This is a genomic window from Microthrixaceae bacterium (assembly GCA_023957975.1).
Classification (GTDB): Bacteria; Actinomycetota; Acidimicrobiia; order Acidimicrobiales; family Microtrichaceae; genus JAMLGM01.
In genome coordinates this window covers 438,301-460,437 of record JAMLGM010000002.1, presented here as the reverse complement: position 1 = coordinate 460,437, position 22,137 = coordinate 438,301, and the positions used below count along the sequence as shown (strand labels likewise).

The window sequence follows — 22,137 nt, the reverse complement described above, 5'->3', positions numbered from 1 at the left end:
GCTACTGGGGGAGGTAGTGACGGTCAGACTCGAACTGACGACCTCTCGATTATGAGTCGAGCGCTCTCACCGACTGAGCTACGCCACCACATGGTTTCGACCGGGTGGACCTCGGCGATTCGCCTTGCGCCACACGTTTCGAAATCTGAGAGCCCCCTGTCAGAATCGAACTGACGACCTTTTCCTTACCATGGAAACGCTCTGCCGACTGAGCTAAGGGGGCGAGACGCCGCGCGCGGGCGACGACCGAGGGGTCACTATAGCGGCTCGTACGCCGCGCACAAAACCCGTCAGCGACCTTCGAACCTACCGCCCCGGAGCGGCCGCGCGCCCAATTGCGGGTCCGACCGAAACAAGTCCTCAAGCCCATCGCCGCCCCCGCCGAAGTACCCACCGTGCGTATCGAGCGACTGGTCACCGAATCCGAATCCCACACGGTCGCCCTGGACTTTCATCCGCGCCTGACCGTCATCGGCGGGTTGGACGCCCACGACCGCAGCCGCTTCGCCGAGGAGATCGTCGGTGCGCTCGAGGGGTATCGCAGCGGCGTCCATCTCGAGTTGCTCTCCGACCGGGGGGTCCGCTCCGCGGTGTTTCGCCCGGCGAGGGGCCGTCATCGTGTGGTCGAGATCGACTCGCGTTCCGATGTCACCGAGGCGTTCGCCGACGAAGCGGAGCGCATCGACCTGTTGGCCCGCTGCGGGTTGAACCGCACCGACGCCGCCGCAGCGATGTGCCGCAGCAGCGCCGATCTGTTGGCCGTCACCGACCACGACCGCCTCGTGCAGGGGCTGGCGAACGTCAATCAGTCTGAGTTGTGGGTCGCCGGCGAGGCGTTGTCGGCCTCGCAGCGCCGCCTCGAGGCCATTGCGAACGCGTCGGCCGAAGGGTCGAGCGACAACGAGGCCGCCGAGGTGATCGAGGACCAACACGAGGAACTCGAGGCGTTGCGTTCGAAGGCGACGGGTTTCTTCAAGGGCACCGCTGCGGTGACCGGCGTGGCCCTGATCGGATCGCTGGTGGCGTTGTTCATCGACCAGCTCATCGTGATTCCGCCGTTGTTCGTGATGGCCGTGGCGATGTTCGCCCGCTCTGCGTTGTTGCGCCGAGCGGTGCAGAGCCGGGCCCGCGAGGAATCGGATGCGCTCGCCGAGTTCGGCGCCCAGAGCTACCTCGGGTTCCACATCCAGCGGGTGAACGGCCTGTTCGACTCCGAGCAGACCCGCCGTTCGCTGATGAGCGCGGCCGAGGCCCACCGCGACGCGTTCGCCCGGTGGACCGCCATCGCCGGCGACACCGAACTGGCGTGGGCGCTGCGGCACCGCAGCGAGATCGACGCGGCGGCCAGGGTTCGGCGCGACGTGTTCGGCCCCGACGTCCCCACCGACTCGCCCGACTCGATGAAGGTGATCCGCCTCGCCCATTCGACGGTTCGCCACTTGAGCGAGTTGCGCCGGGTGGGGGCGAGCGGCGAAAGCCTGCCGACCCTGTTCGACGAGGTGTTCGACGGCATCGAAGCCGACGTGTTGGCGCCGCTGCTCGAACTGTTGGTGCGCAGCTCGGAGCAACAACAGATCATCTTGTTGACCAACAGCGCTGCGGTGATGGACTGGGCGCGGGTCGAGGCATTGACCGGGGCGCTCAGCGTGCTCGAACCGAACGGCGCCGCGCCGGGCACCGTCGATCCCAGCGGCGGAACCAGCGCCGGGACGACGAGCGGGGCCACGACGAACGAACCGGGCGCGAGCCCTGGCGTGTTGTCGTAGCGAACTCCGCAGGGTTGGCGGGTAGGTACGCTTGGCGCCGTGGAGATCCGAGCGGCGACCGTCGACGATGCTGAGGCGATCCGGGAGATCTACAACCAGGAGGTGTTGACCTCGATCGTCACCTTCGACCTCGTCCCACGGACCGCGAGCGAACAGCAGGCCTGGATCACCGACCGGTCCGGAGCCCACGCCGCGATCGTTGCGACCGACGGTGACGACATCATCGGGTTCGGGTCGCTGTCGCCCTACCGAAGCCGATCCGGGTACTCGACGAGCGTCGAGGACTCTGTGTATGTGCATCGTGACCATCAGGGCCGCGGTGTGGGCCGGTCGCTGTTGACCGCCCTGTTGGAGCAGGCCGAACGACACGGGTTCCACGCGGTGTTCGCACGGATCGTCGACGGCCACGAGGCGTCGATCGAACTCCACCGACGACTCGGCTTCGAGGTGATCGGCGTCGAGCGAGAGGTCGGCCGCAAGTTCGGGCGTTTCCTCGATGTTGTCGTGATGGAGACGATCCTCGGCGGCCGGGTCACCCCCACCGAGGCCCGCGTCCCGGGCCCGATCGCCTGACGCCCCAGTTCGCGTTCGCCCGCCCGCGCCCGCCCCCGTTCGCGTTCTGTAGGTAATCGCGGTGGCTATGACCGCCGCGATTACCTACAGAACGGCAGCGGCGACGGCAGCGGCGACGGCAGTGGCTAGGGCAGCGGTGGGAGCCGCTGTGGCGCCTAAACGACCGCTGCGTTGACGGCGCGGAACCGGTCGATCGCCTCGACCACCATCCGTTCGACGATCGTCGCCGCGGGCACGATGGCGGTGATGAGGTCGAGGCCCTCGCCTGCCCACAACGCCCGCATCGTGTAGTCGTCCGGTGCCGAGGCGTGGTAGGCGGCGTGGAGTTCGTCCCGGTGCGCGGCGAGCCCGGCGAGGTCGCCGTCCCAGCGCTCGGTGAGCGCATTGCGCACGAGTCGGCCGTCGTATCCCTCCGGCCAGGCGGGCCCCCGCACGAGGTCGATGACCGGCGATCGCACCGTGTCGTCACCGCCATGAGCGACCAGCGCAGCCGCCTCCGCCGCGGTGGTGATGGACTCCTCGGTGGCCAGGAACCTCGTGCCGACGCACACCCCCGCCGCTCCGAGCGCGAGCGCGCCGGCCAGCCCCCGACCGTCGGCAACCCCGCCGGCTGCGACCACAGGAATCGAACCAGCTCGATCGACGATGGACGGCACGAGCGAGAAGGTTCCGCGGTCGGGTCGGCCGTGCCCGCCGGCGTCTTGTCCCTGCGCGATCAACACGTCGGCGCCGGCTTCGATCGCCTGGTCGACCTCGTCGTCGCGTTGCACCTGGCAGATCAGCGCGGCACCGGTGGCCTTGATGGCGTCCGCGTACGGGCGCGGGTCGCCGAAGGACAGTTGCACCGCGACGGGTGCGGCCTCGAGCGCTTGGCGCAACGTGTCGGGGCGTTCGTCGAGCGCGAAGGTCACGAACCCGATGCCGACCCGGGCGTCGCCCACGAGTTGGAGTTCGCGCTCCAGCCACACGGGGTCGGCGTATCCCCCGCCCACCATGCCGAGCGCTCCGGCATTCGACACCGCCGCCGCGAGTCGCCCACCCGCGCTGTCGCCCATGGCCGCCAACAGGATCGGATGATCGATGCCGAGTCGATCGGTGAGGGCGGTCCGCAATCGCGGCGTTGCTTCCTCGACGTCGTTCATCGGACCCTTCCCTCTTTGGTTCTGCAGGTAAGTTCTGTTGCGCCAGCCACCGAGAGTACCTACAGAACGCCAGGGGGTCGCGATGAACGAGGGACTCGACGTCGACGTCGTCGTGGTGGGCGCAGGCCTCGCCGGGTTGAGCGCGTCCATCGCCGCTGCCCGCACCGGGGCGTCGGTGGTGTTGGTCGATGCGCGCGACGAGATCGGCGGTCGGGCGCGCAGCGACCGCGCTGGCGACGCGATCGTCAACCACGGACCCCACGCCCTCTACAGCGCCGGCGAGGCGACACGACTGCTACGCGAGTACGGGGTGAGCGTGGCCGGCTCGATGCCGCTCCAGCGCGGGTTCGGCTGGTGGCGCCACGGTGAGCGGCGCCGTGCGCTCGATCGCCAAGCGACCGGCGGGTTGTTGGGGGTCACGACGCTGCTTCATTCGATGCGACGGCGATGCGTCGACGAGGCGCAGGGCCGCTCGCTGCGACAGTGGCTCGATGCCGAGGTTCCCGCCGACGCCCGGCCACTGGTCGAGATGATGTTGCGGACCACCACTTATGCCGCCGATCCCGACCACACCGACGCTGCGGCGGCCCTCGCCCAGTTGCGGCGCGGAGCCCGCGGCGTGAGGTACCTCGACGGAGGATGGCAGCGCATCGTGGACGGTCTGGTCGCCGTCGCGCTTGAGCTCGGGGTGCGGATCGAACACGACCGAGTCGTCGAGGTGACGGCCGGCGACGAAGCGGTGCGCGTCACGGCATCACACAACTCGATACGCGCCGGTGCGGTCGTCGTCGCAACCGGCGGACCAGGACATGCCCATCGCCTCACCGGGCAGCGCAGCGAGCAACTGGGCATGTGGGCGAAGCGAGCGCGGCCGGTTCAGGCGTACTGCCTGGAGGTGGTCCTGGCTTCACGAACCGGCCGCGGCACCGCGCTGTACGGAACCGATGTTCCGCTCTACCTCGTCGACCACGCGACCGACGCCCGCCTCGCGCCGGATTCGCAGGCGGTGCTGCACGGGTTGATCTACGAACCAGACCTGTGCCCGGACCTCGACCCTCGCGCCGAACTCGAGACCGCGCTCGACGCGGTGGAGCCGGGCTGGCGTGATCGCACGATCAAGATCATCGAACGCCGCCGCATGGTCGTCGCCCACGATCGCCCGCAACCACACGCCTCGGGGGCGGACACCCCGCAGATCGCCACTGCGGACCTGCCGGGCGTGTGGTTCGCCGGCGATTGGATCACGGCCAAGGGTTGGCTTGCGGATGCGGCGATGTCGAGTGGCGACGACGCCGGCCGGGCCGCCGCCACCCGCGCGACGGCCACCACTGCTGCCCCCTCACCACTGCCGTTCTGTAGGTAATCGCGGCGGTCATAGCCACCGCGATTACCTACAGAACGCGGACTGGGGCGCGGCGCGGGGCGCTGGGCGCGGGGTGCGGGCGCGAACCTGAGCGCGCTCAGTCCACCTCCGCCGGACCACCGATGAGCGGCTCGTCGGTCGATCGCAGGTCTGCCGACGGCAATCCGCCCGGCCAACGCTGGTTCACCTCGTTCACCGCGGAGATCGCCACCTCGACGTGTTGGCGCTTGGAGGCCTCGTAGAACTCCTTGGCCGGTCCCTCGAGTTTCGGTTGACCGTGCAGCGGCTTGTCGCTCACGACGAGCAGCGTCGCCGAGGGCACCCGATACCGAAATCCGTTGGCGGCGATGGTGGCCGATTCCATGTCGGTGGCCACCGCTCGCGACGCGGAGATCTGTTCCAACGGTTGGGCTTGGTTGAACTCCCAGTTCCGGTTAGAGGTCGTGAACACGGTGCCCATCCGAAACGGCAGGCGTCGTCGGCTCAACTCGTCGTGGAGGATCTGGTTCAGCTGGAAGTTCGACACGATCGGTACGTAGCCAGCCAAGACGTCGTCGAGGACCTGATCGGCGCGGACATAGGTGCTCGCCAGCACGAAATCGCCGATGTCTTGGCGGTTCCGCAGTCCGCCGCAGTGGCCGATCATCAACATGAGGTCGGGTCGCAGGACGGCCACGTGATCCGAAATCGTCTTGGCATTCGACGGGCCGACGCCGATGTTGACCAACGTGATGCCCGAGTGGTTATCCATCACGTGGTGGTACGCGGGCATTTGCACGTTCGACCGGCTCGGCTTCACACAGTCGGGGAAGATCTCGAGGAACGCCTCGACGTGCATGTGGTAGTTGGTGAACAACACGTAGCGCTGAAACGTCTCGGCTTCGGTGCCGGTGTAGTGCGACAGCCGGTTGAGCGAGAGTTCCATGCGTTCGGGCGGGAACAGGAAAAGCTTCTTGCGCTTCAGGTCCCAGTTCGACTCGTCCCCCTGGCGAAACATGCGGGGATCGTCGAGCGCGATGCGTGCCCGTGACGCGGTCGCGCTGAGGGTCGCCCCGGCCTCGGCGAGTCGCTCGATTTCACGGATGAGATACCACCGCAGCGCGGCGGGTCGAGCGAGTTCGCCGACGAGTGTGGGGTTGTGCTGCGACCACGGTCGTTGCACCGTCAGCGCCGGGTAGTGGCCGCGTTCGTAGATGGCCTCGAGCTCGTCGCACAGTTCCTCGCCGAGGCCGGCCATGTCAGTCATCCGACTCGCCGTCGTCGACCCGGATGTCTTCGACGCGCGCCCCGGCATATGCGGCGAGCTGAGCGGGCGTCGCCTCGAACACCGAGTTGGGGTGACCGGCGGCCGCCCACACCGTGTCGAATCGAGTCAGGTCCTCGTCGAACAGCACCACGGCGTCGGGGTCCATCCCGATGGGGCTCACCCCGCCGATCGCAAAGCCGGTCCGTTCCCGCACATAGGCGGCATCTGCTTTGCCGACTTCGCCGACGAGCTCTTCGACCTTGGCGATGTCGACCCGGTTCGCTCCGCTGGTGATGACCAGCACGGGCACGTCATCCCCACTGCGCCGAAAGATGATCGCCTTCGCAATCGCCCCCACCTCGGCTCCCACCGCGTCCGCGGCTTGCTGCGCGCTCCTGGCCGATTCGGCGAGCATCGTCACCTCGCCCTCATAACCAAGATGGGCGAGCCGCCGGCGAACGCGCTGCACCGAGTCGGGCCAGTCGACAGTGTCCATGGGTTCCAGTTTGGTCGCGGCGGTCGCCGACACGCGTCCGAACAGCACGAAACCCCGCCCGAAGGCGGGGTTTGGTGGGCATCCTTGGTGGGCCAGGAAGGATTTGAACCTCCGTAGGCTTACGCCGGCAGGTTTACAGCCTGCTCCCTTTGGCCACTCGGGCACTGACCCAAGGACGCCACATGGTAGCGCCACCGATCGCGGTTGCGAAATTGGATAGCGTGGTTGGCCGTATCCGGCGAAACCGCCTGCGTTGCGGGAATCTCGCCTCGTTCGTCGCCGCAGCCCGCCCGTGGCCAGCGTCTTTTGAAGGAGCCCTCCGTGCCCAGTTTCGACATCAGTTCCGAGATCGACGAACAGGAAGTGCGCAATGCCGTCGATCAGGCCCAGCGTGAGGTCTCGAATCGTTTCGACTTCAAGGGCACCGACTCGAGCATCGAGCTCTCCCCCACCGAAATCACGTTGCGCACGGTCAGCGCCGACCGTCTGACCGCGCTTCGCCAGGTGCTCGAGGAGAAGTTCGCGAAGCGCAAGCTGTCGATGAAGTCGCTGGATTACGGCAAGGTCGAAGACGCTGCCGGGGCGACGGTTCGACAGGTGGCGACGCTGGTCGCCGGCATCAACTCCGAGCGGGCCAAGGACATCAACAAGTTCATCAAGACCCTCGGGATCAAGGGTTTGCAGAGCCAGACTCAGGGCGAACAGATTCGCGTGATCGCCAAGAAGCGCGACGATCTGCAGGACGTGATCGCCGCGTGCAAGGAGCACGATTTCGGCATTCCGCTGCAGTTCGGCAACTTCCGCGACTAGCCGTCGCTTGCCGCGACTAGCCCGCTGCGGCCGGCAGTTCAGCGCCAGGATTGGTCGCGCAGGCGGGAGATGCGGTCCGCGGTCGACGGGTGGGTCGAGAACATGCGGGCGAGACTCTGCCCGCCTCCGCGCAACGGATTGACGATGTAGGCCTGTGCCTGCGCTTCGTTGACCTCGGCCGGAATGCGTTGTGCCCCGATCTCGAGTTTCTCGAGCGCACGGGCGAGCGGTTCGCCGGTGCCGAGCAGTCGGGCGGCCGAGGCGTCGGCTTCGTACTCTCGGCTTCGGCTCACTGCCATCTGGATGACCGAGGCCGCGATTGGCGCCAAGATGACCATGAACAACGCGCCGATGCCCCCGCCGTCGCGGTCGTCGCTTCGCCCTCCGCCGCCGAACATCGCGCCCCACATCGCCATGCGGGCGGTGAAGGTGATGCCCATGGCGATGGCCGCCGCGACCGAACTCGTGAGGATGTCGCGATTGCGCACGTGGGAGATCTCGTGGGCCAGCACCCCGGAGATCTCCTCCCAGGTGAGGTACTGCATGAGCCCCTCGTTGATGCACACCGCGGCGTTGGCCGGGTTGCGTCCGGTGGCGAAAGCGTTTGGCTGAGGGTTGGGGGCGACATAGAGGCGCGGCATCGGGATGTTCGCGCGCTGTGCCAGGTTGGCGACCGTGGCGTGGTACTGCGGGAACTCCTGTGCGCTCACCGGCCGTGCGCGTGCCGACGCGATGGCGAGCTTGTCGCTGAACCAGTACGACCCGGCGACCATAACCAGGCCCATGATGAGCCCGATGGTGAGTCCGCTGCGGCCGCCCAACATCGCACCCAACGCCATGATCAGCCCGCCCATGGCTGCCAGCAGTGCTGCGGTCTTGAGGTTGTTCATCATGGCGAAGTCCTGACCTGGGCGTGACGGGCGCATCTGCCCGTTTCGGCACCTCCACTGAACCACGGCGCCGCACCGCTGCGGGGCGACGGGCTGAGATGCGACACAGACCACGCAGTTCGCGACCCCGCCGAGGCATTGGCAGTGTATGGTCCCTGTTTGTGTCGGATCTACCATCCATCGACGGACGGCGTCTTCGTAGCGAGCGCAGCCGAAAGCGTCTGATCGACGCCACGATCTCCTACATCGAGACCCATAACGGGTTCCCCACCGCCGCGGCGCTCGCCGAGCATTCGGGGATCGCTCACCGTTCGATTTTCCGGCTCTTCGACAGCCTCGACGACATCCGCTCGGCGGTCATCGCCGACGTCTCCAAAGACGCCGGCGCCTTGTTCCTCGTGCCCGACGTGACGCTGCCGTTGGCCGATCGAATCACCCAGATCACCAAGATCCGCTCAACCGCCAACGAGAAGCTCACGCCGGTACGTCGTTTCGCGATGGGCCAGGTGCAAAACGGCCCCGAAATCGAACAGGTCGTGAAGCTGGGCAACGGCGCGCTGCAGCGCCAACTCGCGGACCTGTTCGCGGTCGAGCTGGCAGCCATGTCGACGGCCGAGCGCAAGAACGCGCTGAACACGATGGACCTGGCGCTGAGCTGGGGGGCCTGGGAGCGCTTGCGTTCGTTCCAGGGGTTGTCCAAGGCCGCGGCTCAACGGGTGATCGTGGGTATCGTCACCGCCGCCCTCGCCGCCTGAACCAGCCCGCTCGCGCGCCCCAGCCTCGCGCGCCCCAGCCTCGCGCGCCCCAGCCTGTTCTCCGATAACCAGTGGTCGTGATCACGACCACTGGTTATCGGAGAACAGGCGATTGCCGGGCACAGGCGATTGCGGGGCACAGGCGATTGCCGGGCACAGGCGATTGCGGGGTACAGGCGAATGCCGGAGTCAGGAACCGCGGAGCTCGTCGACCACGCTGGGGTCGGCGAGGGTCGTGGTGTCGCCCAGCTCGCGCCCCTCGGCCACGTCTTTGAGGAGCCGGCGCATGATCTTGCCCGAGCGGGTCTTCGGCAGGTCGCTCACCACCACGACCGAGCGCGGCCGGGCGATCGCCCCGAGCTTCGCCGCGACGTGTTGGCGGATGTCCTCCACGAGGGCAGCCCGCGCCTCGGGGTCGGAGGCGTCGACGTTGCCGCGCAGGATCACGTACCCGCAGATCGCCTGCCCGGTCGTGTCGTCGGCCGCACCCACGACCGCCGCCTCGGCCACCGCCTCGTGATCGACCAACGCGCTTTCAACCTCGGTGGTCGAGATCCGGTGGCCCGAGATGTTCATCACGTCATCGACGCGGCCCAGCAGCCAGAGGTATCCGTCGGAATCGATGCGGGCACCGTCGCCGGCGAAGTACCGCCCCGGATAGGTCGACCAGTAGGTGTCGACGTAGCGCTGGTGGTTTCCCCAGATGCCGCGCAGCATCGAGGGCCAGGGCCGGGTGAGGGTCAGATACCCGCCACCTTCGGTGATGCGGTTGCCGGCGTCGTCGACGACCTCCACCCCGATGCCGGGAAGCGGCACCGTGGCCGACCCCGGCTTGGAGGCCACGACCCCGGGCAGACCGTTGATCATGTGGGCGCCGGTTTCGGTCTGCCACCACGTGTCGACGATCGGGCAGCGTTCGGCACCGATGTTGAGGTGATACCAGACCCAGGCCTCAGGGTTGATCGGTTCGCCCACCGATCCGAGCAGACGCAGGCTGGACAGGTCGTGGCGGGCGGGTTCCTGGGCGCCCCACTTCATGAAGGTCCGGATCGCGGTGGGTGCGGTGTAGAGCTGGGTGACGCCGTGGCGTTCGATGATGTCCCAGAAGCGGTCCTTGTGCCACGTCGACGGGTCGCCCTGTCGGTCCTCGAGGCGTGGTGTGTCGGGGGTTCCCTCATACATGACCGAGGTCGCGGCGTTAGCGAGTGGGCCATAGACGATGTAGCTGTGCCCGGTCACCCAGCCGCAGTCCGCGGTGCACCAGTAGATGTCGCGGTCGGCTTTGAGGTCGAAGGTGTAATAGGTGCTGAACGCCGTCTGGGTGAGGTAGCCGCCGGTGGTGTGCATGATGCCCTTGGGCTTGGCGGTGGTGCCGGAGGTGTAGAGGAGAAACAGCAGGTCCTCGGCGTCCATTCGTTCGGGTTCGCACACCGTGGAGGCCGATGCGATGAGGTCGTGATACCAGTGGTCGCGGCCCTCCACCATGTCGACGTCGAGATCGCAGCGGTTCACTACGACCACGTTGCGCACGCTCGTGCATTCCGCCAGTGCGGTGTCGACGTTCACCTTGAGCGCAGAGGGTGCGCCGCGGCGATATCCGGCATCGGCGGTGACCACGGCGACGCATTCGCCGTCGTTGACGCGGTCCGCGATCGAGTCGGGGCTGAACCCGCCGAAGATGACCGAGTGAGCGGCACCGATGCGGGCGCAGGCCAGCATGGCGACGGGCAGTTCGGGGATCATCGGCATGTAGATCGCCACGCGGTCGCCGCGCCGCACGCCGAGATCTTTCAACACGTTGGCGAAACGGCTGACCTCGTCGGTGAGTTCCGCGTAGGTGATGGCGCGGATGTCTCCCGGTTCGCCTTCCCACAGCAGCGCGACCCGGTCGCCGAGGCCGGCTTCGACGTGGCGGTCGAGGCAGTTGTACGAAACGTTGAGGGTGCCGCCGACGAACCACTTCGCATCGGGGGCGTTCCACTCGAGCGGCGTGTGAAAGTCGTCATACCAGCTCACGAAACGCCGGGCTTGATCGGCCCAGAACTGTTCGTAATCGGCGTCGGCTGCGTCGTAGAGCGAACGGTCCGAAACGTTCGCCTGCGCCACAAACTCCGGTGACGGTTGAAACGTGCGATGTTCATCGAGGTAATGCTCGATTGTCTGGTCGCTCACGACGTATCCCCCTTGCTCGCGGCCGGTCGGCCGCACCCAAAAACTAGCCCGACGATCGACCTTGTTTCGTCGCCCGGCACCGACAACGATGTCAGCCATGGGAGAGGTCGTCGCCGTCGTCAATCAGAAGGGTGGGGTCGGCAAGACCTCGGTCACGCTCGGGCTCACGTCCGCCGCCATGGCTCGTGGACATCGGGTGCTCGTCATCGACCTCGACCCACAGGGGGCGTCGTCGTGGGTGCTCGGGGTCGACACCGAACAGGTTCAGCGTTCGGTGGCCGATGTGTTGAACGCCAACCGTGCCGGCTCCGCCAAACAGGCGATCACGCCCTCCACCTGGAGCCCACTGGTCGACGTGTTGCCATCGGTGCCGGCGCTGCAGCACCTCGAGGTGATCCGCGGCGGGCTCGACACGATGCTGCTCGGATCCAAGACCGAGACCCGCCTACGCAAGGGCCTTCAGGGCGTGACCGACGCGTACGACCTCGTGCTGATCGATTGCCCTCCATCGCTCGGTGCGCTCACGACCAACGGGTTGGCGGCCGCTACTCAGACGATCATCGTGGTCGAGCCGACCGCGCTCAGCCTGCGCGGCATCAATCCGGTCGCCGATCTGATCGAGGAGGTGTGGGATCGCCACAACGACCGACTCAACCTCGCCGGGGTGATCGTGAACCGCTCGCCGGCACGCAGCGCTGATGCCGACTATCACCTCGAGGAACTCGTGCACATCGTCGGCCGCAAGGCGGTGTGGCAGCCCTACATCCCACTGCGGGTGGCGATCGCCGAGGCCGCTGCGGCTCGGGCGCCGATCCATCACATGGGGTCGCGGGCCGCGGCCGCGTGCGAGGTGTACGAGACGCTCTACAAGAAGCTCTGGCGCATCGTCCGCCCGACCAAGGCCGCGACGACTGCCTGAGCGCGCCTGCGCGCTGCCTGACGCCTGCGCGCTGACGGTTCGTCCGCGCCGCCCACAGTTCGAACTTTGTGCGGGCTGTTTCGAACTTTACGCGGAAAGTGACACGTGGTGTCACTTTCCGCGTAAAGTTCGCGCGAGCCCACGCGAGGAGTGCGGCGAACACCCCGATTCACCGTGACCGTAGGCGGATGCGAGGTTGGCTACCAGCTCGACAGCAACCTGCTCAGGTACGTAGCGAGTTCCGGCCCATCGACGACACAGGTTTCCCAAACGAGTTCGGGGTCGATGCCGCTGATCGGCCCATAGACCAGCTTGTCGCGCATCTGGATCGGGCCGGCAAACGGCTCAATGCCAGGTGGAATCGCAACGAGGCGGCAATACTGCTTCAGCTGGCTCCCGACATTTGCCCACAGGAAAACCAGTGCGAGCCTCCGATCGATCGACCGATCGAACTCCAGGCGACCCTCTCCCACAAGTTCCGCGATCACCCCAAGAGCGTCGAACGCCCCGCTGAGTTCGCGATGGCCGGGCGTCAACTCCGTCACGCGGCCGAAGTGGCTACCAACGGTCGACAGTCGAGTTGCGAGGCCAGTTCGGTTCTCGAACTGACCACGGTGATCTCCGCCCGAATGACTGCCTGGGCCTCGATTTCGAATCGGGCAACGTCAACGAGAGTCCGGCCTGCATCGACATCCGCAACAATCTGGCCGTGACCAGCGAGACGAAGATTGGACAGCCCGTGCCGTTCGGCGAGAGTCATCAGCACCGGTACGAATCGAACCAACTCGGCATCGGTTGCGGGCATCATGCTTTGAGCTTATCTGCCGACGTTGTTCACGCAACCAGCGCCGGACGCTCGTCGAATCCGGCGGCGCCGCTCACCGGGCCGTCGGCGTTACGACCGCTGCTGCCTCGAACTTCCTGCCGGAGGTGACACGAGAGGTCGCTTTGGGCAGGAGGTTCGCGCGAGCGGGTCGGCGGGTCGGGTATGGGCGCGGGCGGCAGAGGCGGGTGGCGGATGCAGGTGGCAGGCGCGGCGGCGGGTGTGGGCCGATTGTGCGACACCGTCGTCTCGGCCGGAGGAATCGTGTCTTAGACCGCCCAGCCCGGTCCGCGCCAACGCCCGTGCCTCCCCGGGGAACGGTCAGGTCGCCCGCTACGGGGATACCGACCGCAGCAGGGCATAGACCCCGGCTTTCGTGAAACGGCACCTCAATGCGCGCACGGCGTACGTCAACGACCTACGCCGCTCTCCCAACTCCCCGGCCATGATTGAAACTCGCGCAAGACGAAAGGCCCTCGCCTGCGGCCTGGCCCCGTAGAACTCTGCGTGTTCCTCAAGCAACCTGAGCGAGCCCTGCAACCGTGCTTCGGTGCCGCTCAGGTGACGGGTTCCCGAGTGCTTCCGAACGAGAAGGTGATCGCCACGAATCCGAACCGCACTCAAAGAGCGGCCAGCTTGTCGTATCCACCATTCCACGTCTTCACACGCCCGGTAGGTCTCGTCGAGCGGCACCCACTGATCTCGACGCAACGAGCAAGCGGCCATCGACGGGATCGTCTTGTCGACGAAATCGGCCACGACGCGCTCCGCCCAACCGTCTCCGGTCTTCTTGATCGCGAGTTGATCTGGGCTCGGTTGACTGGCGAACTGCGTTTGGCCGCACACCACCAGGTCGAACTTCGCATGGGCTTTGAGAGCGGCCTCAATCCGTTGGGGATGAAACAAGTCGTCATCGGCCAGCAGAAAGACCACGTCACCAGCCGCCTCAGCAACCCCGCGATTAATCGCTGCAGCGGGCCCTCGATTCGCTTGCGAGATCAACCTCAAAGGAATGGTGCTCGAAGGTTGCGGCGGCGGGTCGCTCCCATCATCCACCACGACCACCTCATCGGGGAGCAACGTCTGCTGCTCAAGACTACGCAGTGCCTCTTCGAGATACTCCGGCCGGTTGTACGTCGGTATGACAACCGTGACTGGGGGTCGAGCCACGAGGTCCGCCTTTTCATTGGGTCGAGCGTTCCGCTCGGGACTGAGTCAGGTAACGATGCCGTAGGACACCGGAGTACGTCAACCGACAACTGGACCTACGCCCTGCCGCGTTAGACGACCCACTCGGCGACGAGGAAGGCCCCGAGGCTGTGAGGGTCGGTCAGTGCCTCGGCCTCGACGATTCGGCTGCGAGCCTTGATGGCGGCGAGGTCGCCGAGGTGCGCTCGCTCGTTCCACAGCGCCTTGCCCTCGGCCACGAGTTCGTCGATGCCGAGGTCGGCCAGGAACTGCGCCTGGGTCCGCAGCGACGTGGCCGCCGGCAGTTGGTCGAACGCGACGTCGGTGGTGATGTCGCACGACCCCGGGGTCTCGAACGGGTCCGATCCGCGGTCGTGGCCCCGGTAGGTCCGCAGCCAGTCGCGTCCGATCAACTCGGCGGTGGCGGCGACGCCGTAGTCGATGATCAACAACCGCCCGGCCTCGAGGCGTTCGAGTGCGTCGCCCACCCACGAGGCCGCCTCGTCCTGTAGCGGGAGTCGCGTGCCGGCTGGCGCGTCCACGTCAATCGGCCCACCCGAGCCATCGAACTCGCCGAGCACCGGCGCCCCGTCCACGACGAACACCTCAGCCCAGCCCTCGGCCGCGTCGCGCACCACGAGACGAAACGCCAGGTTGTCGAGCAGTTCGTTCGCCATCACCACCCCGACGAACGGCGCCTCCACCTCCTCAAGCGACCCACACACCCGCGCCGACTCGCCCAGCAGATCACGAGCAGTAGCCCGCAGCCGCTCCGAGCGCTCCACACACACGTAGCTCAATGCCGCCAAGCACTCGGGCCCACTCGACAACACCGCCCTGGCCAACGTTCCCCTACCGGCCCCGCATTCGACGACGGTGAACGGCGCGGGTTCGCCGAGGTCGCGCCACACGGTGTCGAGGTACCGCCCGATCAGATGCCCGAACAACGGCCCGACCTCGGGGCTGGTCAGGAAGTCGCCACGCGATCCCCCGGCCTGGCCGTGCGCCGCGTAGAAACCCGAAATCGGGTCATAGAGGCAACGCTCGACGTACCGGTCGAAACGCTCGGGACCCGACAGCTCAGGACCGGCGCCGGCCGGACCCGACAGCTCAGGACCCGACATCTCAGGACCTGATGCCCGGTCAGATTCCGGCGCCCGCTCAGATTCCGGCGGCCGCCATCGGCGTGAAGTTTGCGGCGTCGGAAATGAGCGACGGGAACACACCCAGCACCATGGTGATGACCACCGCGATCGCCAGGGCCACACCCACTGCGGGGACGACCTTGATCGGGGTGGTGTCGCCGTCGGCCACGTCGTCGAACCACATCGTCTTCGCGACGTTGAGGTAGTAGTACGCAGCGATTGTGGACGTGACCACGATGGCGATCGCCAGGGTGTATCCGGCGGGGGTGTCGGCGTCGATGAGCACCTTGAAGATGGCGAACTTGCCGTACCAGCCCGCAGCCGGGGGGAACCCGATGAGGGAGAACAAGAACGCGGTCATCACCACCGTGAGGCCCGGGGCGTAGTGGAAGAGTCCGGCGTAACTGGAGATTTCCGCCGAGCGGGTCTTGCGGGCCACCGCGATGACGACGCCGAACGCTCCGAGGTTCATCGCCGCGTAGATCACCAAGTAGGTCACTACGGCGGGCACCACTCCATCGGCCGCCTTGTCGGAACCGATCACGGCGAACGGGGCGAGGATGTAGCCGGCCTGGCCGATTCCGGAGTAGGCCAACATGCGCACGAGGTTCGTCTGTTTGAGGGCGATCATGTTGCCGACCAGCATCGAGGCGATCGACAGGATCAGGAACATCGGCGTGGTCGCCTTGGTGAGGTCGCCCTGCACCGGGCCGAACAGCAGGGCGCAGAACTGGATGAGCCCGACCACACCGGCGGTCTTCGAGGCGACGGCCAGGAAGGCGGTGACCGGGGTCGGCGCACCTTCGTAGGTGTCGGGGGCCCACTGGTGGAACGGCACGGCCGACACCTTGAACCCGAAGCCGACGATCACCATCAACGAACCCATGAGCACGGCCGGCGAGCTGTCCTTCGAGAAGGCCACGGCCAGGTCGCTGAGCAGCGTCGAGCCGCCCCAGCCGTACAGCAGCGACATGCCGTACAACATGAGACCCGAGGCGAACACGCCCATCAGGAAGTACTTGAGGCCGGCTTCGTTGGAGCGGGTGTCGCGTTTGCGCCAGCTCGCCAGCATGTAGGTCGGCATCGACAACAGTTCGAAGGCCACGAAGATCGAGATCATGTCTCGGGCCGAGGTGATGACGGTCATGCCGATCACCGAGGCGACGAGGGTGTGGTAGTACTCCGATTCCCAGTAGTCGCCGTCGGCCACGTAGTTGGTGGACAACAACACGACCACATAGGCCGACACGACGAAGAGCCCTTTGAGCAGCAGCGAGGTCTGGTCGACGACGTAGGCCCCTCCGAACATCGACCGGACGGCCACGTCGGAGCTGGCGAGGGTGATGATCGGCACGACGGCTCCGAGAAAGCCGAGGCCGGCGATCGTGCCGATGACCGCACGGGCGCGATCCAGCTGGATCACGTCCACGATCAACATCACACAGAGGGTCGCGACCAGCACGATCTCCGGCGCGAATGCGTGCCAGTCGAGTACCGGTGCGGTAAAGGCGAGCATCGATCAGGCTCCCAGGTTCAGAGCTTTCAGGGCGGTCTCGGTCACGTCGAACATGAGGCCGGGGAAGAAACCGAACACGACGATCGCGGCGAGGAACGGGGTCCATGCGATCCATTCGGTGATATTGACGTCGGTAATGTGCGGGTCGTTTTCGAATTCCTCGGTGGGCACACCGAAGGCGACTCGCTGATACATCCACAACAGGTACGCCGCGGCGAAGGTGGTGCCGATGGCGGCGACGACCATGAGCGTGCGGAACAACGGCAGGCTCAGGCCCTCGGCGGGGTTGAACGTCGCGAGGATGGCGGGGAACTCACCCCAGAAACCGGCGAGGCCGGGAAGGCCGAGCGAGGCCATCGAGGCGAAGCCGAGAATCCAGCCCATCTTCGGGGCGGACTTCAGCAGGCCACCGAGGCGGGCCATGTCGAGGGTGTGGTAGCGCTCCTTGATGGATCCGGCGACGAAGAACAACATGCCGGTGATGAGGCCGTGCGCCACCATGCCGAACATCGCGGCGTTGATGCCGTGCTTGGTGAGCGTCGAGATGCCGAGCATCACATAGCCCATGTGGGCCACCGACGAGAAGGCGATGAGCCGCTTCATGTCGGTCTGGGCCAGGCAGCCGAGCGCACCGTAGATGATGCCGATGGCGGCGAGGATGCCGATGACCGGAGCCCAACTCTTGGCGGCGTCGGGGAGAATGTTGATGGCGATGCGCACGAAGCCGTAGGTGCCGAGCTTCAGCAGCACGGCGGCCAGGATGACCGAACCCTGGGTGGGCGCCTGGGTGTGGGCGTCGGGCAGCCAGGTGTGGAACGGGAACATCGGGACCTTGATGCCGAAGCCGACGAACATGCCGCCGAAGATGAGCAACTGGGTGCCGTGGGCGATGCCGCCGGTGAGGCCCGGAAGCGCACGCATGTCGAAGGTGCGGGCGAGTTCGCCGGTGGTCGGGTCCTTTGCGAGGAAGTACAGCGACAGGAAGGCCAACAACATGAGGGCCGAGCCGAACATCGTGTAGATGAAGAACTTGAACGACGCGTACTTGCGGTCTTCGCCGCCCCACACGCCGATCATGAAGTACATCGGCAACAGCACGACTTCGAAGAACACGAAGAACAACACGAGGTCCTCGGCGAGGAACGACCCGATCATGCCGGTCTCGAGTACGAGCATCAGCGATAGGAACGCCTTGGGGTTACCCGGAGACGGGATGTGGTTCCACGAGTACACGATGACGAGTGGCACCACCGCGAGGGTCAGGCCCATCAGCGGCAGCGACAAGCCGTCGAGGCCCATGATGAACCGGGCGTTGATCACCTCGATCCAGCTCTTGTCGATGACGAACTGGAAGTGTCCGTTGTCGTAATTGAAGTTGGTGAAGATCCAGATGCCGGTCGCGGCGGTGGCCAACGACGCCACGAGCGCGATGAGCTTGTGCATCTGCTCTTCCTGCTTGGGCACGAGCCACATGAGTGCTGCGCCGACCAGCGGTAGGAAGGTGACCAGAGCGAGGCTCCAGTTGTTCAGCCAGGTGTTCATGAAAGGTTCCTTGTCTTCCTCACTGGGCTCAACTACCGACGACGATCACGATGACGCCGGCGAGAAGTGCTGCCGCTGCAAAGAGCAGCGATGCGTATTGCTGAATGTTTCCGGTCTGGAGTCTGCGCAACTCGCCACCGCTGGCGCTTGCGACCCGTCCGAGACCATTGACCGTGCCGTCGACGACGCCCTGGTCGATGTTGCTGTACACCCACTTGCCGGTGCGAGCCGCATAGCGGCCGGCACCGTTGACGATGCCGTCGAGGATGTGTTGGTTGGTCCAGTTGGCGGCACGGGCGAGTGGGCCTTTGACGAACGCGGTGATGACGTCGGTGTAGAGCCAGTCGAGGTAGTACTTGTTTTCGAGGATCCGCTTGAAGAATCCGGCGACCGCGTTGCGTGACGCAAGGTTCTCGAGGAACGGCAACTTGCCGGCGTAGAACGCTGCGGGGATCGCGATGCCGGCCAGCCCGATGACGGTGGCCAACAGCGCGAGCCCACCGTTGAACTCGGCGTGGGTGAAGCCCTGTGCGTGGGCCGGGAAGTAGTCGCCCATCGGTTCGACGAACTTGGTGAACTGCTGTGCGGCGGCGCCGAATTCGAGCCCGAAAAACTTGTGGGGCAGGTTGGCGAAGCCGGCGACCGCGCCCAGGAAGGCGAGGATCATCAGCGGCACGGTGAGGCGCGGACCCGACTCGTGCGGGTGGCCGTGGCCGCGGTACTCGCCGAAGAAGGCGTAGTAGATGGTGCGGGTCATGTAGGCGGCGGTGCAGAACGCTGCGGCCAGCAACATGATGAGCACGAAGGTGTAGGCACCCGTGGCGGTGTTCATGCCGCCGGTGCCGGCGATGATCTCGTCTTTCGACCAGAACCCGGCGAGGGGGAACACGCCCGCCAGCGACAGGGTGGCGATGAGGTAGGTCCAGTAGGTCTTGGGCATGACCTTTCGAAGACCACCCATGTCGTCGACCATGTTGAAGCTGTGGTGTGCGGCGTGGCTGAGCGAGCCGGCGCCGAGGAACAGACAGGCTTTGAACATAGCGTGGGTGAACAGGTGGAACAGCGCTGCGGTCCAGGCGCCGACCCCCAGGGAGGCCACCATGAATCCGAGCTGCGACACCGTCGAGTAGGCCAACGCCTTCTTGATGTCCTTTTGCACGAAGCCCATCAGGGCGCCGAACAGGGCGGTGACCGAACCGACGACGGCGAGGTAGTTGATCGACGAACCGCCGATGGCGAGGCCGTCGAAGAACACCGGATACAGGCGGGCGACCATGAAGATGCCCGCGACCACCATGGTGGCGGCGTGGATGAGCGCGGAGGCCGGGGTGGGGCCGGCCATGGCATCGGGCAGCCAGGTGTGCAGGATGAACTGGCCGGACTTCGACATGACCGCCGCGACGAGGGCGACGCTGGCGATGAGCAACATCTTGTGTTCGATGCCGCCGTTGTTGGCCGCATAGTTGATGTCGATCACGTTGAAGGTGCCGTTGGACCCGAAGTAGTCGCCGGCGAGGAAGAACAACATGATCATGCCGACGAGCAGGCCGGTGTCGCCGACACGGTTGGTGAGGAAGGCCTTGAGCGCGGCGTCGGTGTTGGGCCGCTCCTCCCACCAGTGGCCGATGAGGGCGAACGAACAGAGCCCGACGAGTTCCCAGCCCACGATCATCTGCAGCGTGTTTTCGGAGATGACGTAGAACATCATCGAGGCCGTGAACAGGCTGAGGAAGGCGAAGTAGTGGGTGTAGCGACGATCGCCGCCGACATAGTCGGTGGAGTAGACGTGCACGAGCAGCGACACGATCGACACGACGATGAGCATCAGCGCGCTGGCGCCGTCGAGCATGGTGCCGATCTTGATGTCGACGCCGCCCGAGTTGAACCAGTGGACACACTTGACGATCGGACGGCTGTAGGACGCCTCGCCCTCGCTGGCCGCGGCCGCGGAGCCCGACGAAACCGCGGAGCCCGAAGACACTGCGGCGCGTGACCGGCCGTGGCCGTCGGCAGCGGCGGTCGCGGTCGCAGCAGCGGCGTGGTCGCCCTCGGCGCCTGCTTCGGTCGCCGCGTGGTCGGCCTCTTCGCCGTGTGAGGCTTCATGCAGGGTGCCGTCGAGGAATCCCGCCGCGGTGGCCGAACAGCTCGGGTTCACATCTGCGAACGCTTCGGCCTGGGTGTGGGCGGGCTCGTTGGCCCGTTGCATCCACTGGGCGCCGATGACCAGCGACATGATGAGACAGGCGCCGATGCTGGCGATGCCGATCCAGTGGCCCTGGCCGGGGGTGCGCTTGCCGAAGAACAGGATCAGAACGAACGACAGCGCCATGAGCGCCGGAAGGATCCAAACGTGGTGAAGCATGCCTCTCCCCTCAGCCCTTCAACTCGTCGAGTTCGTCGAAGTCGATGGAGCGTCGGTTGCGATAGATGAGCAGCACGATCGCCAGACCGATACCGACCTCGGCAGCGGCGACGGCCAACACGAACAGTGCGAATACCTGTCCGGAGATTCCGTGGTGGGCACCGAAGGCGACCAGGTTGATGTTCACCGAGTTGAGGATCATCTCGACCGACATGAGCACCAACACACCGTTGCGGCGCACGAGCACGCCGTAGATGCCGATGGAGAAAAGGGCGGCGGACAAGATGAGGAACTGGTTCAACAGCACGGCGTCAGTCCTTTCTCGCCAGGACGATGGCGCCGATGAGCGCAGCCAACAACAGCACCGAGACGACCTCGAAGGGAACCAGGTAGTTGCCGAAGATCGAGTCGGAGACCGCTCCGATGTCGTTTTCGGTGACGAAGCCGATCTTGTCGTCGCCCCACGAGGCGATCGAGGTGCCGGCCATGAGCACGAACATCACGATGGCGATGAGGATGGCTCCGGGCTTGGCCTTCGGGTTGTCGAGGTCGTCGCTGACGCCGAGGGGTGCCCGGGTGAGCATGACGCCGAACAACAACAGCACCACGATGGCGCCGACGTAGACCATCACCTGGGTGGCGGCGAGGAACTCGGCCTGGAGCAGCACGAAGTTCACGGCGACGCCCAACAGCACGACGATGAGCCACAGGGCGGCGTGCACCACGTTTTTGGTGGTGACGACCCGCAACGCGGCGTACACCATCACCGCTGCGGTGATGCCGAACGCGATGTTGGCGGGGAGCGCGAAGCTCACGTCTGATGCAAGCAGCGTTGCGATCGCTGACGCACTCATTTGGAGCCCTTTCGCGAGACGGGCTTCTGCTTGAACTCGGATCCGGCTTCATGGGGTTCGAAGTCCGGCACGGTCTCGAACCATTCGCCGAGGCGTTCCTTGTCGTGCAGGAGGTCGGCGATGCGCAGTTCGGAGTATTCGTATTCGGGCGACCAGTAGATCGCTTCGAAGGGGCAGACCTCGACGCAGATGCCGCAGTACATGCACAGCGAGTAGTCGATGTCGAAACGGTCGAGCGCGTTGACCGAGCGGGGCTTGCCACCGGCGCGTCGCGGCGGGGCGAGGGTTTTGTGGGCCTCGATGTAGATGCACCAGTCGGGGCATTCGCGCACGCACAGCATGCAGGCGGTGCAGTTGTCCTCGTTGAGGGCGATGACGCCGCGGGCCCGGGTGGCGGGCGTTTCTTTTTCGTGCGGGTATTGAACCGTCGCCGCGCCCTTGGTGGGTTGGGGGATCGGCTTCTTCAACCCGTCGGGGAACATCGTCTCCGTCGTGGTACGCGCCGTGGCGGCCATACCTTTGAGGAGTCCGACGACCGGGGGCTTGGGTACAGGCATTACAGCGTCCCCTTCATG

The 22,137-nt window shown here is 66.0% G+C and carries 20 protein-coding genes and 3 tRNA genes; 6 read left to right on the top strand and 17 right to left on the bottom strand.

Annotated elements, in window-relative coordinates:
• Nucleotides 1-14: 14 nt before the first annotated feature.
• Together M9952_04865 and M9952_04860 are read right to left on the bottom strand one after the other, a co-directional pair.
• Nucleotides 15-88: transfer RNA gene (locus M9952_04865), tRNA-Met, on the bottom strand.
• A gap of 62 nt (nt 89-150) precedes the next feature.
• Nucleotides 151-223, bottom strand: a tRNA-Thr gene (locus M9952_04860).
• A 172-nt stretch (nt 224-395) separates the two neighbouring features.
• On the opposite strand from M9952_04860, the gene M9952_04855 reads away from it, so the two are divergent.
• Nucleotides 396-1,766, top strand: a complete 1,371-nt coding sequence (locus M9952_04855; GenBank protein ID MCO5312253.1) for a hypothetical protein — start codon at nt 396-398, stop codon at nt 1,764-1,766.
• A 39-nt stretch (nt 1,767-1,805) separates the two neighbouring features.
• The gene (locus M9952_04850; protein ID MCO5312252.1) at nt 1,806-2,339 is read left to right on the top strand and encodes an N-acetyltransferase family protein; all 534 of its coding nucleotides are present in this window, start codon (nt 1,806-1,808) and stop codon (nt 2,337-2,339) included.
• A 155-nt stretch (nt 2,340-2,494) separates the two neighbouring features.
• Here M9952_04850 and M9952_04845 read toward each other — a convergent pair whose 3' ends face one another.
• The gene (locus M9952_04845) at nt 2,495-3,481 is read right to left on the bottom strand and encodes a nitronate monooxygenase (GenBank protein MCO5312251.1); all 987 of its coding nucleotides are present in this window, start codon (nt 3,479-3,481) and stop codon (nt 2,495-2,497) included.
• Nucleotides 3,482-3,563: 82 nt separating this feature from the next.
• On the opposite strand from M9952_04845, the gene M9952_04840 reads away from it, so the two are divergent.
• Nucleotides 3,564-4,844, top strand: a complete 1,281-nt coding sequence (locus tag M9952_04840; protein ID MCO5312250.1) for an FAD-dependent oxidoreductase — start codon at nt 3,564-3,566, stop codon at nt 4,842-4,844.
• A gap of 97 nt (nt 4,845-4,941) precedes the next feature.
• Here M9952_04840 and M9952_04835 read toward each other — a convergent pair whose 3' ends face one another.
• From M9952_04835 to M9952_04825, 3 genes are all read right to left on the bottom strand, one after another.
• On the bottom strand, nt 4,942-6,090 hold the full coding sequence (locus tag M9952_04835; GenBank protein ID MCO5312249.1) for a hypothetical protein: 1,149 nt from the start codon (nt 6,088-6,090) through the stop codon (nt 4,942-4,944).
• Entirely contained in the window at nt 6,083-6,586 is a 504-nt protein-coding gene (locus M9952_04830; GenBank protein ID MCO5312248.1) for a YbaK/EbsC family protein, read from the bottom strand. Before M9952_04830 ends, M9952_04835 begins: the two co-directional genes overlap by 8 nt.
• Nucleotides 6,587-6,671: 85 nt before the next feature.
• Nucleotides 6,672-6,757, bottom strand: a tRNA-Tyr gene (locus M9952_04825).
• A 150-nt stretch (nt 6,758-6,907) separates the two neighbouring features.
• On the opposite strand from M9952_04825, the gene M9952_04820 reads away from it, so the two are divergent.
• On the top strand, nt 6,908-7,396 hold the full coding sequence (locus tag M9952_04820; protein ID MCO5312247.1) for a YajQ family cyclic di-GMP-binding protein: 489 nt from the start codon (nt 6,908-6,910) through the stop codon (nt 7,394-7,396).
• A gap of 38 nt (nt 7,397-7,434) precedes the next feature.
• Here the strand turns inward: M9952_04820 and M9952_04815 are convergent, their stop codons facing one another.
• Nucleotides 7,435-8,289 (bottom strand): zinc metalloprotease HtpX, encoded by an 855-nt coding sequence (locus M9952_04815; protein MCO5312246.1) that lies wholly within the window; start codon nt 8,287-8,289, stop codon nt 7,435-7,437.
• A 158-nt stretch (nt 8,290-8,447) separates the two neighbouring features.
• Between M9952_04815 and M9952_04810 the strand changes: the two genes are divergently transcribed.
• On the top strand, nt 8,448-9,041 hold the full coding sequence (locus M9952_04810; GenBank protein MCO5312245.1) for a hypothetical protein: 594 nt from the start codon (nt 8,448-8,450) through the stop codon (nt 9,039-9,041).
• A gap of 189 nt (nt 9,042-9,230) precedes the next feature.
• Here the strand turns inward: M9952_04810 and acs are convergent, their stop codons facing one another.
• Nucleotides 9,231-11,213 carry an acetate--CoA ligase gene (gene acs, locus M9952_04805; GenBank protein MCO5312244.1) on the bottom strand — a complete coding sequence of 661 codons (1,983 nt, stop codon included), beginning with the start codon at nt 11,211-11,213 and terminating at the stop codon, nt 9,231-9,233.
• A 97-nt stretch (nt 11,214-11,310) separates the two neighbouring features.
• Here acs and M9952_04800 point away from each other — a divergent pair, with 97 nt between their 5' ends.
• Nucleotides 11,311-12,132 (top strand): ParA family protein, encoded by an 822-nt coding sequence (locus tag M9952_04800; protein MCO5312243.1) that lies wholly within the window; start codon nt 11,311-11,313, stop codon nt 12,130-12,132.
• A gap of 200 nt (nt 12,133-12,332) precedes the next feature.
• Here the strand turns inward: M9952_04800 and M9952_04795 are convergent, their stop codons facing one another.
• The 9 genes from M9952_04795 to M9952_04755 form a co-directional block, all read right to left on the bottom strand.
• A complete protein-coding gene (locus M9952_04795) occupies nt 12,333-12,677 on the bottom strand; it encodes a hypothetical protein (GenBank protein ID MCO5312242.1) in 345 nt (114 codons plus the stop codon).
• A gap of 611 nt (nt 12,678-13,288) precedes the next feature.
• Entirely contained in the window at nt 13,289-14,125 is an 837-nt protein-coding gene (locus tag M9952_04790) for a glycosyltransferase family 2 protein (protein MCO5312241.1), read from the bottom strand.
• A 110-nt stretch (nt 14,126-14,235) separates the two neighbouring features.
• Nucleotides 14,236-15,267, bottom strand: a complete 1,032-nt coding sequence (locus M9952_04785; protein MCO5312240.1) for an SAM-dependent methyltransferase — start codon at nt 15,265-15,267, stop codon at nt 14,236-14,238.
• Nucleotides 15,268-15,304: 37 nt separating this feature from the next.
• Nucleotides 15,305-16,804, bottom strand: coding sequence for an NADH-quinone oxidoreductase subunit N (locus M9952_04780; protein MCO5312239.1), 1,500 nt, complete (start codon nt 16,802-16,804; stop codon nt 15,305-15,307).
• A 3-nt stretch (nt 16,805-16,807) separates the two neighbouring features.
• On the bottom strand, nt 16,808-18,346 hold the full coding sequence (locus tag M9952_04775) for an NADH-quinone oxidoreductase subunit M (GenBank protein ID MCO5312238.1): 1,539 nt from the start codon (nt 18,344-18,346) through the stop codon (nt 16,808-16,810).
• 28 nt (nt 18,347-18,374) lie between these two features.
• Complete coding sequence (locus M9952_04770) at nt 18,375-20,708, bottom strand: NADH-quinone oxidoreductase subunit L (GenBank protein ID MCO5312237.1); 2,334 nt, start codon at nt 20,706-20,708, stop codon at nt 18,375-18,377.
• 10 nt (nt 20,709-20,718) lie between these two features.
• Nucleotides 20,719-21,015 (bottom strand): NADH-quinone oxidoreductase subunit NuoK, encoded by a 297-nt coding sequence (nuoK, locus tag M9952_04765; GenBank protein MCO5312236.1) that lies wholly within the window; start codon nt 21,013-21,015, stop codon nt 20,719-20,721.
• Nucleotides 21,016-21,019: 4 nt separating this feature from the next.
• Nucleotides 21,020-21,562, bottom strand: coding sequence for an NADH-quinone oxidoreductase subunit J (locus M9952_04760; protein ID MCO5312235.1), 543 nt, complete (start codon nt 21,560-21,562; stop codon nt 21,020-21,022).
• Nucleotides 21,559-22,119: a 4Fe-4S binding protein gene (locus tag M9952_04755; protein ID MCO5312234.1), complete on the bottom strand. Its 561-nt coding sequence runs from the start codon at nt 22,117-22,119 to the stop codon at nt 21,559-21,561. Before M9952_04755 ends, M9952_04760 begins: the two co-directional genes overlap by 4 nt.
• Between the last annotated feature and the right edge of the window lie 18 nt (nt 22,120-22,137).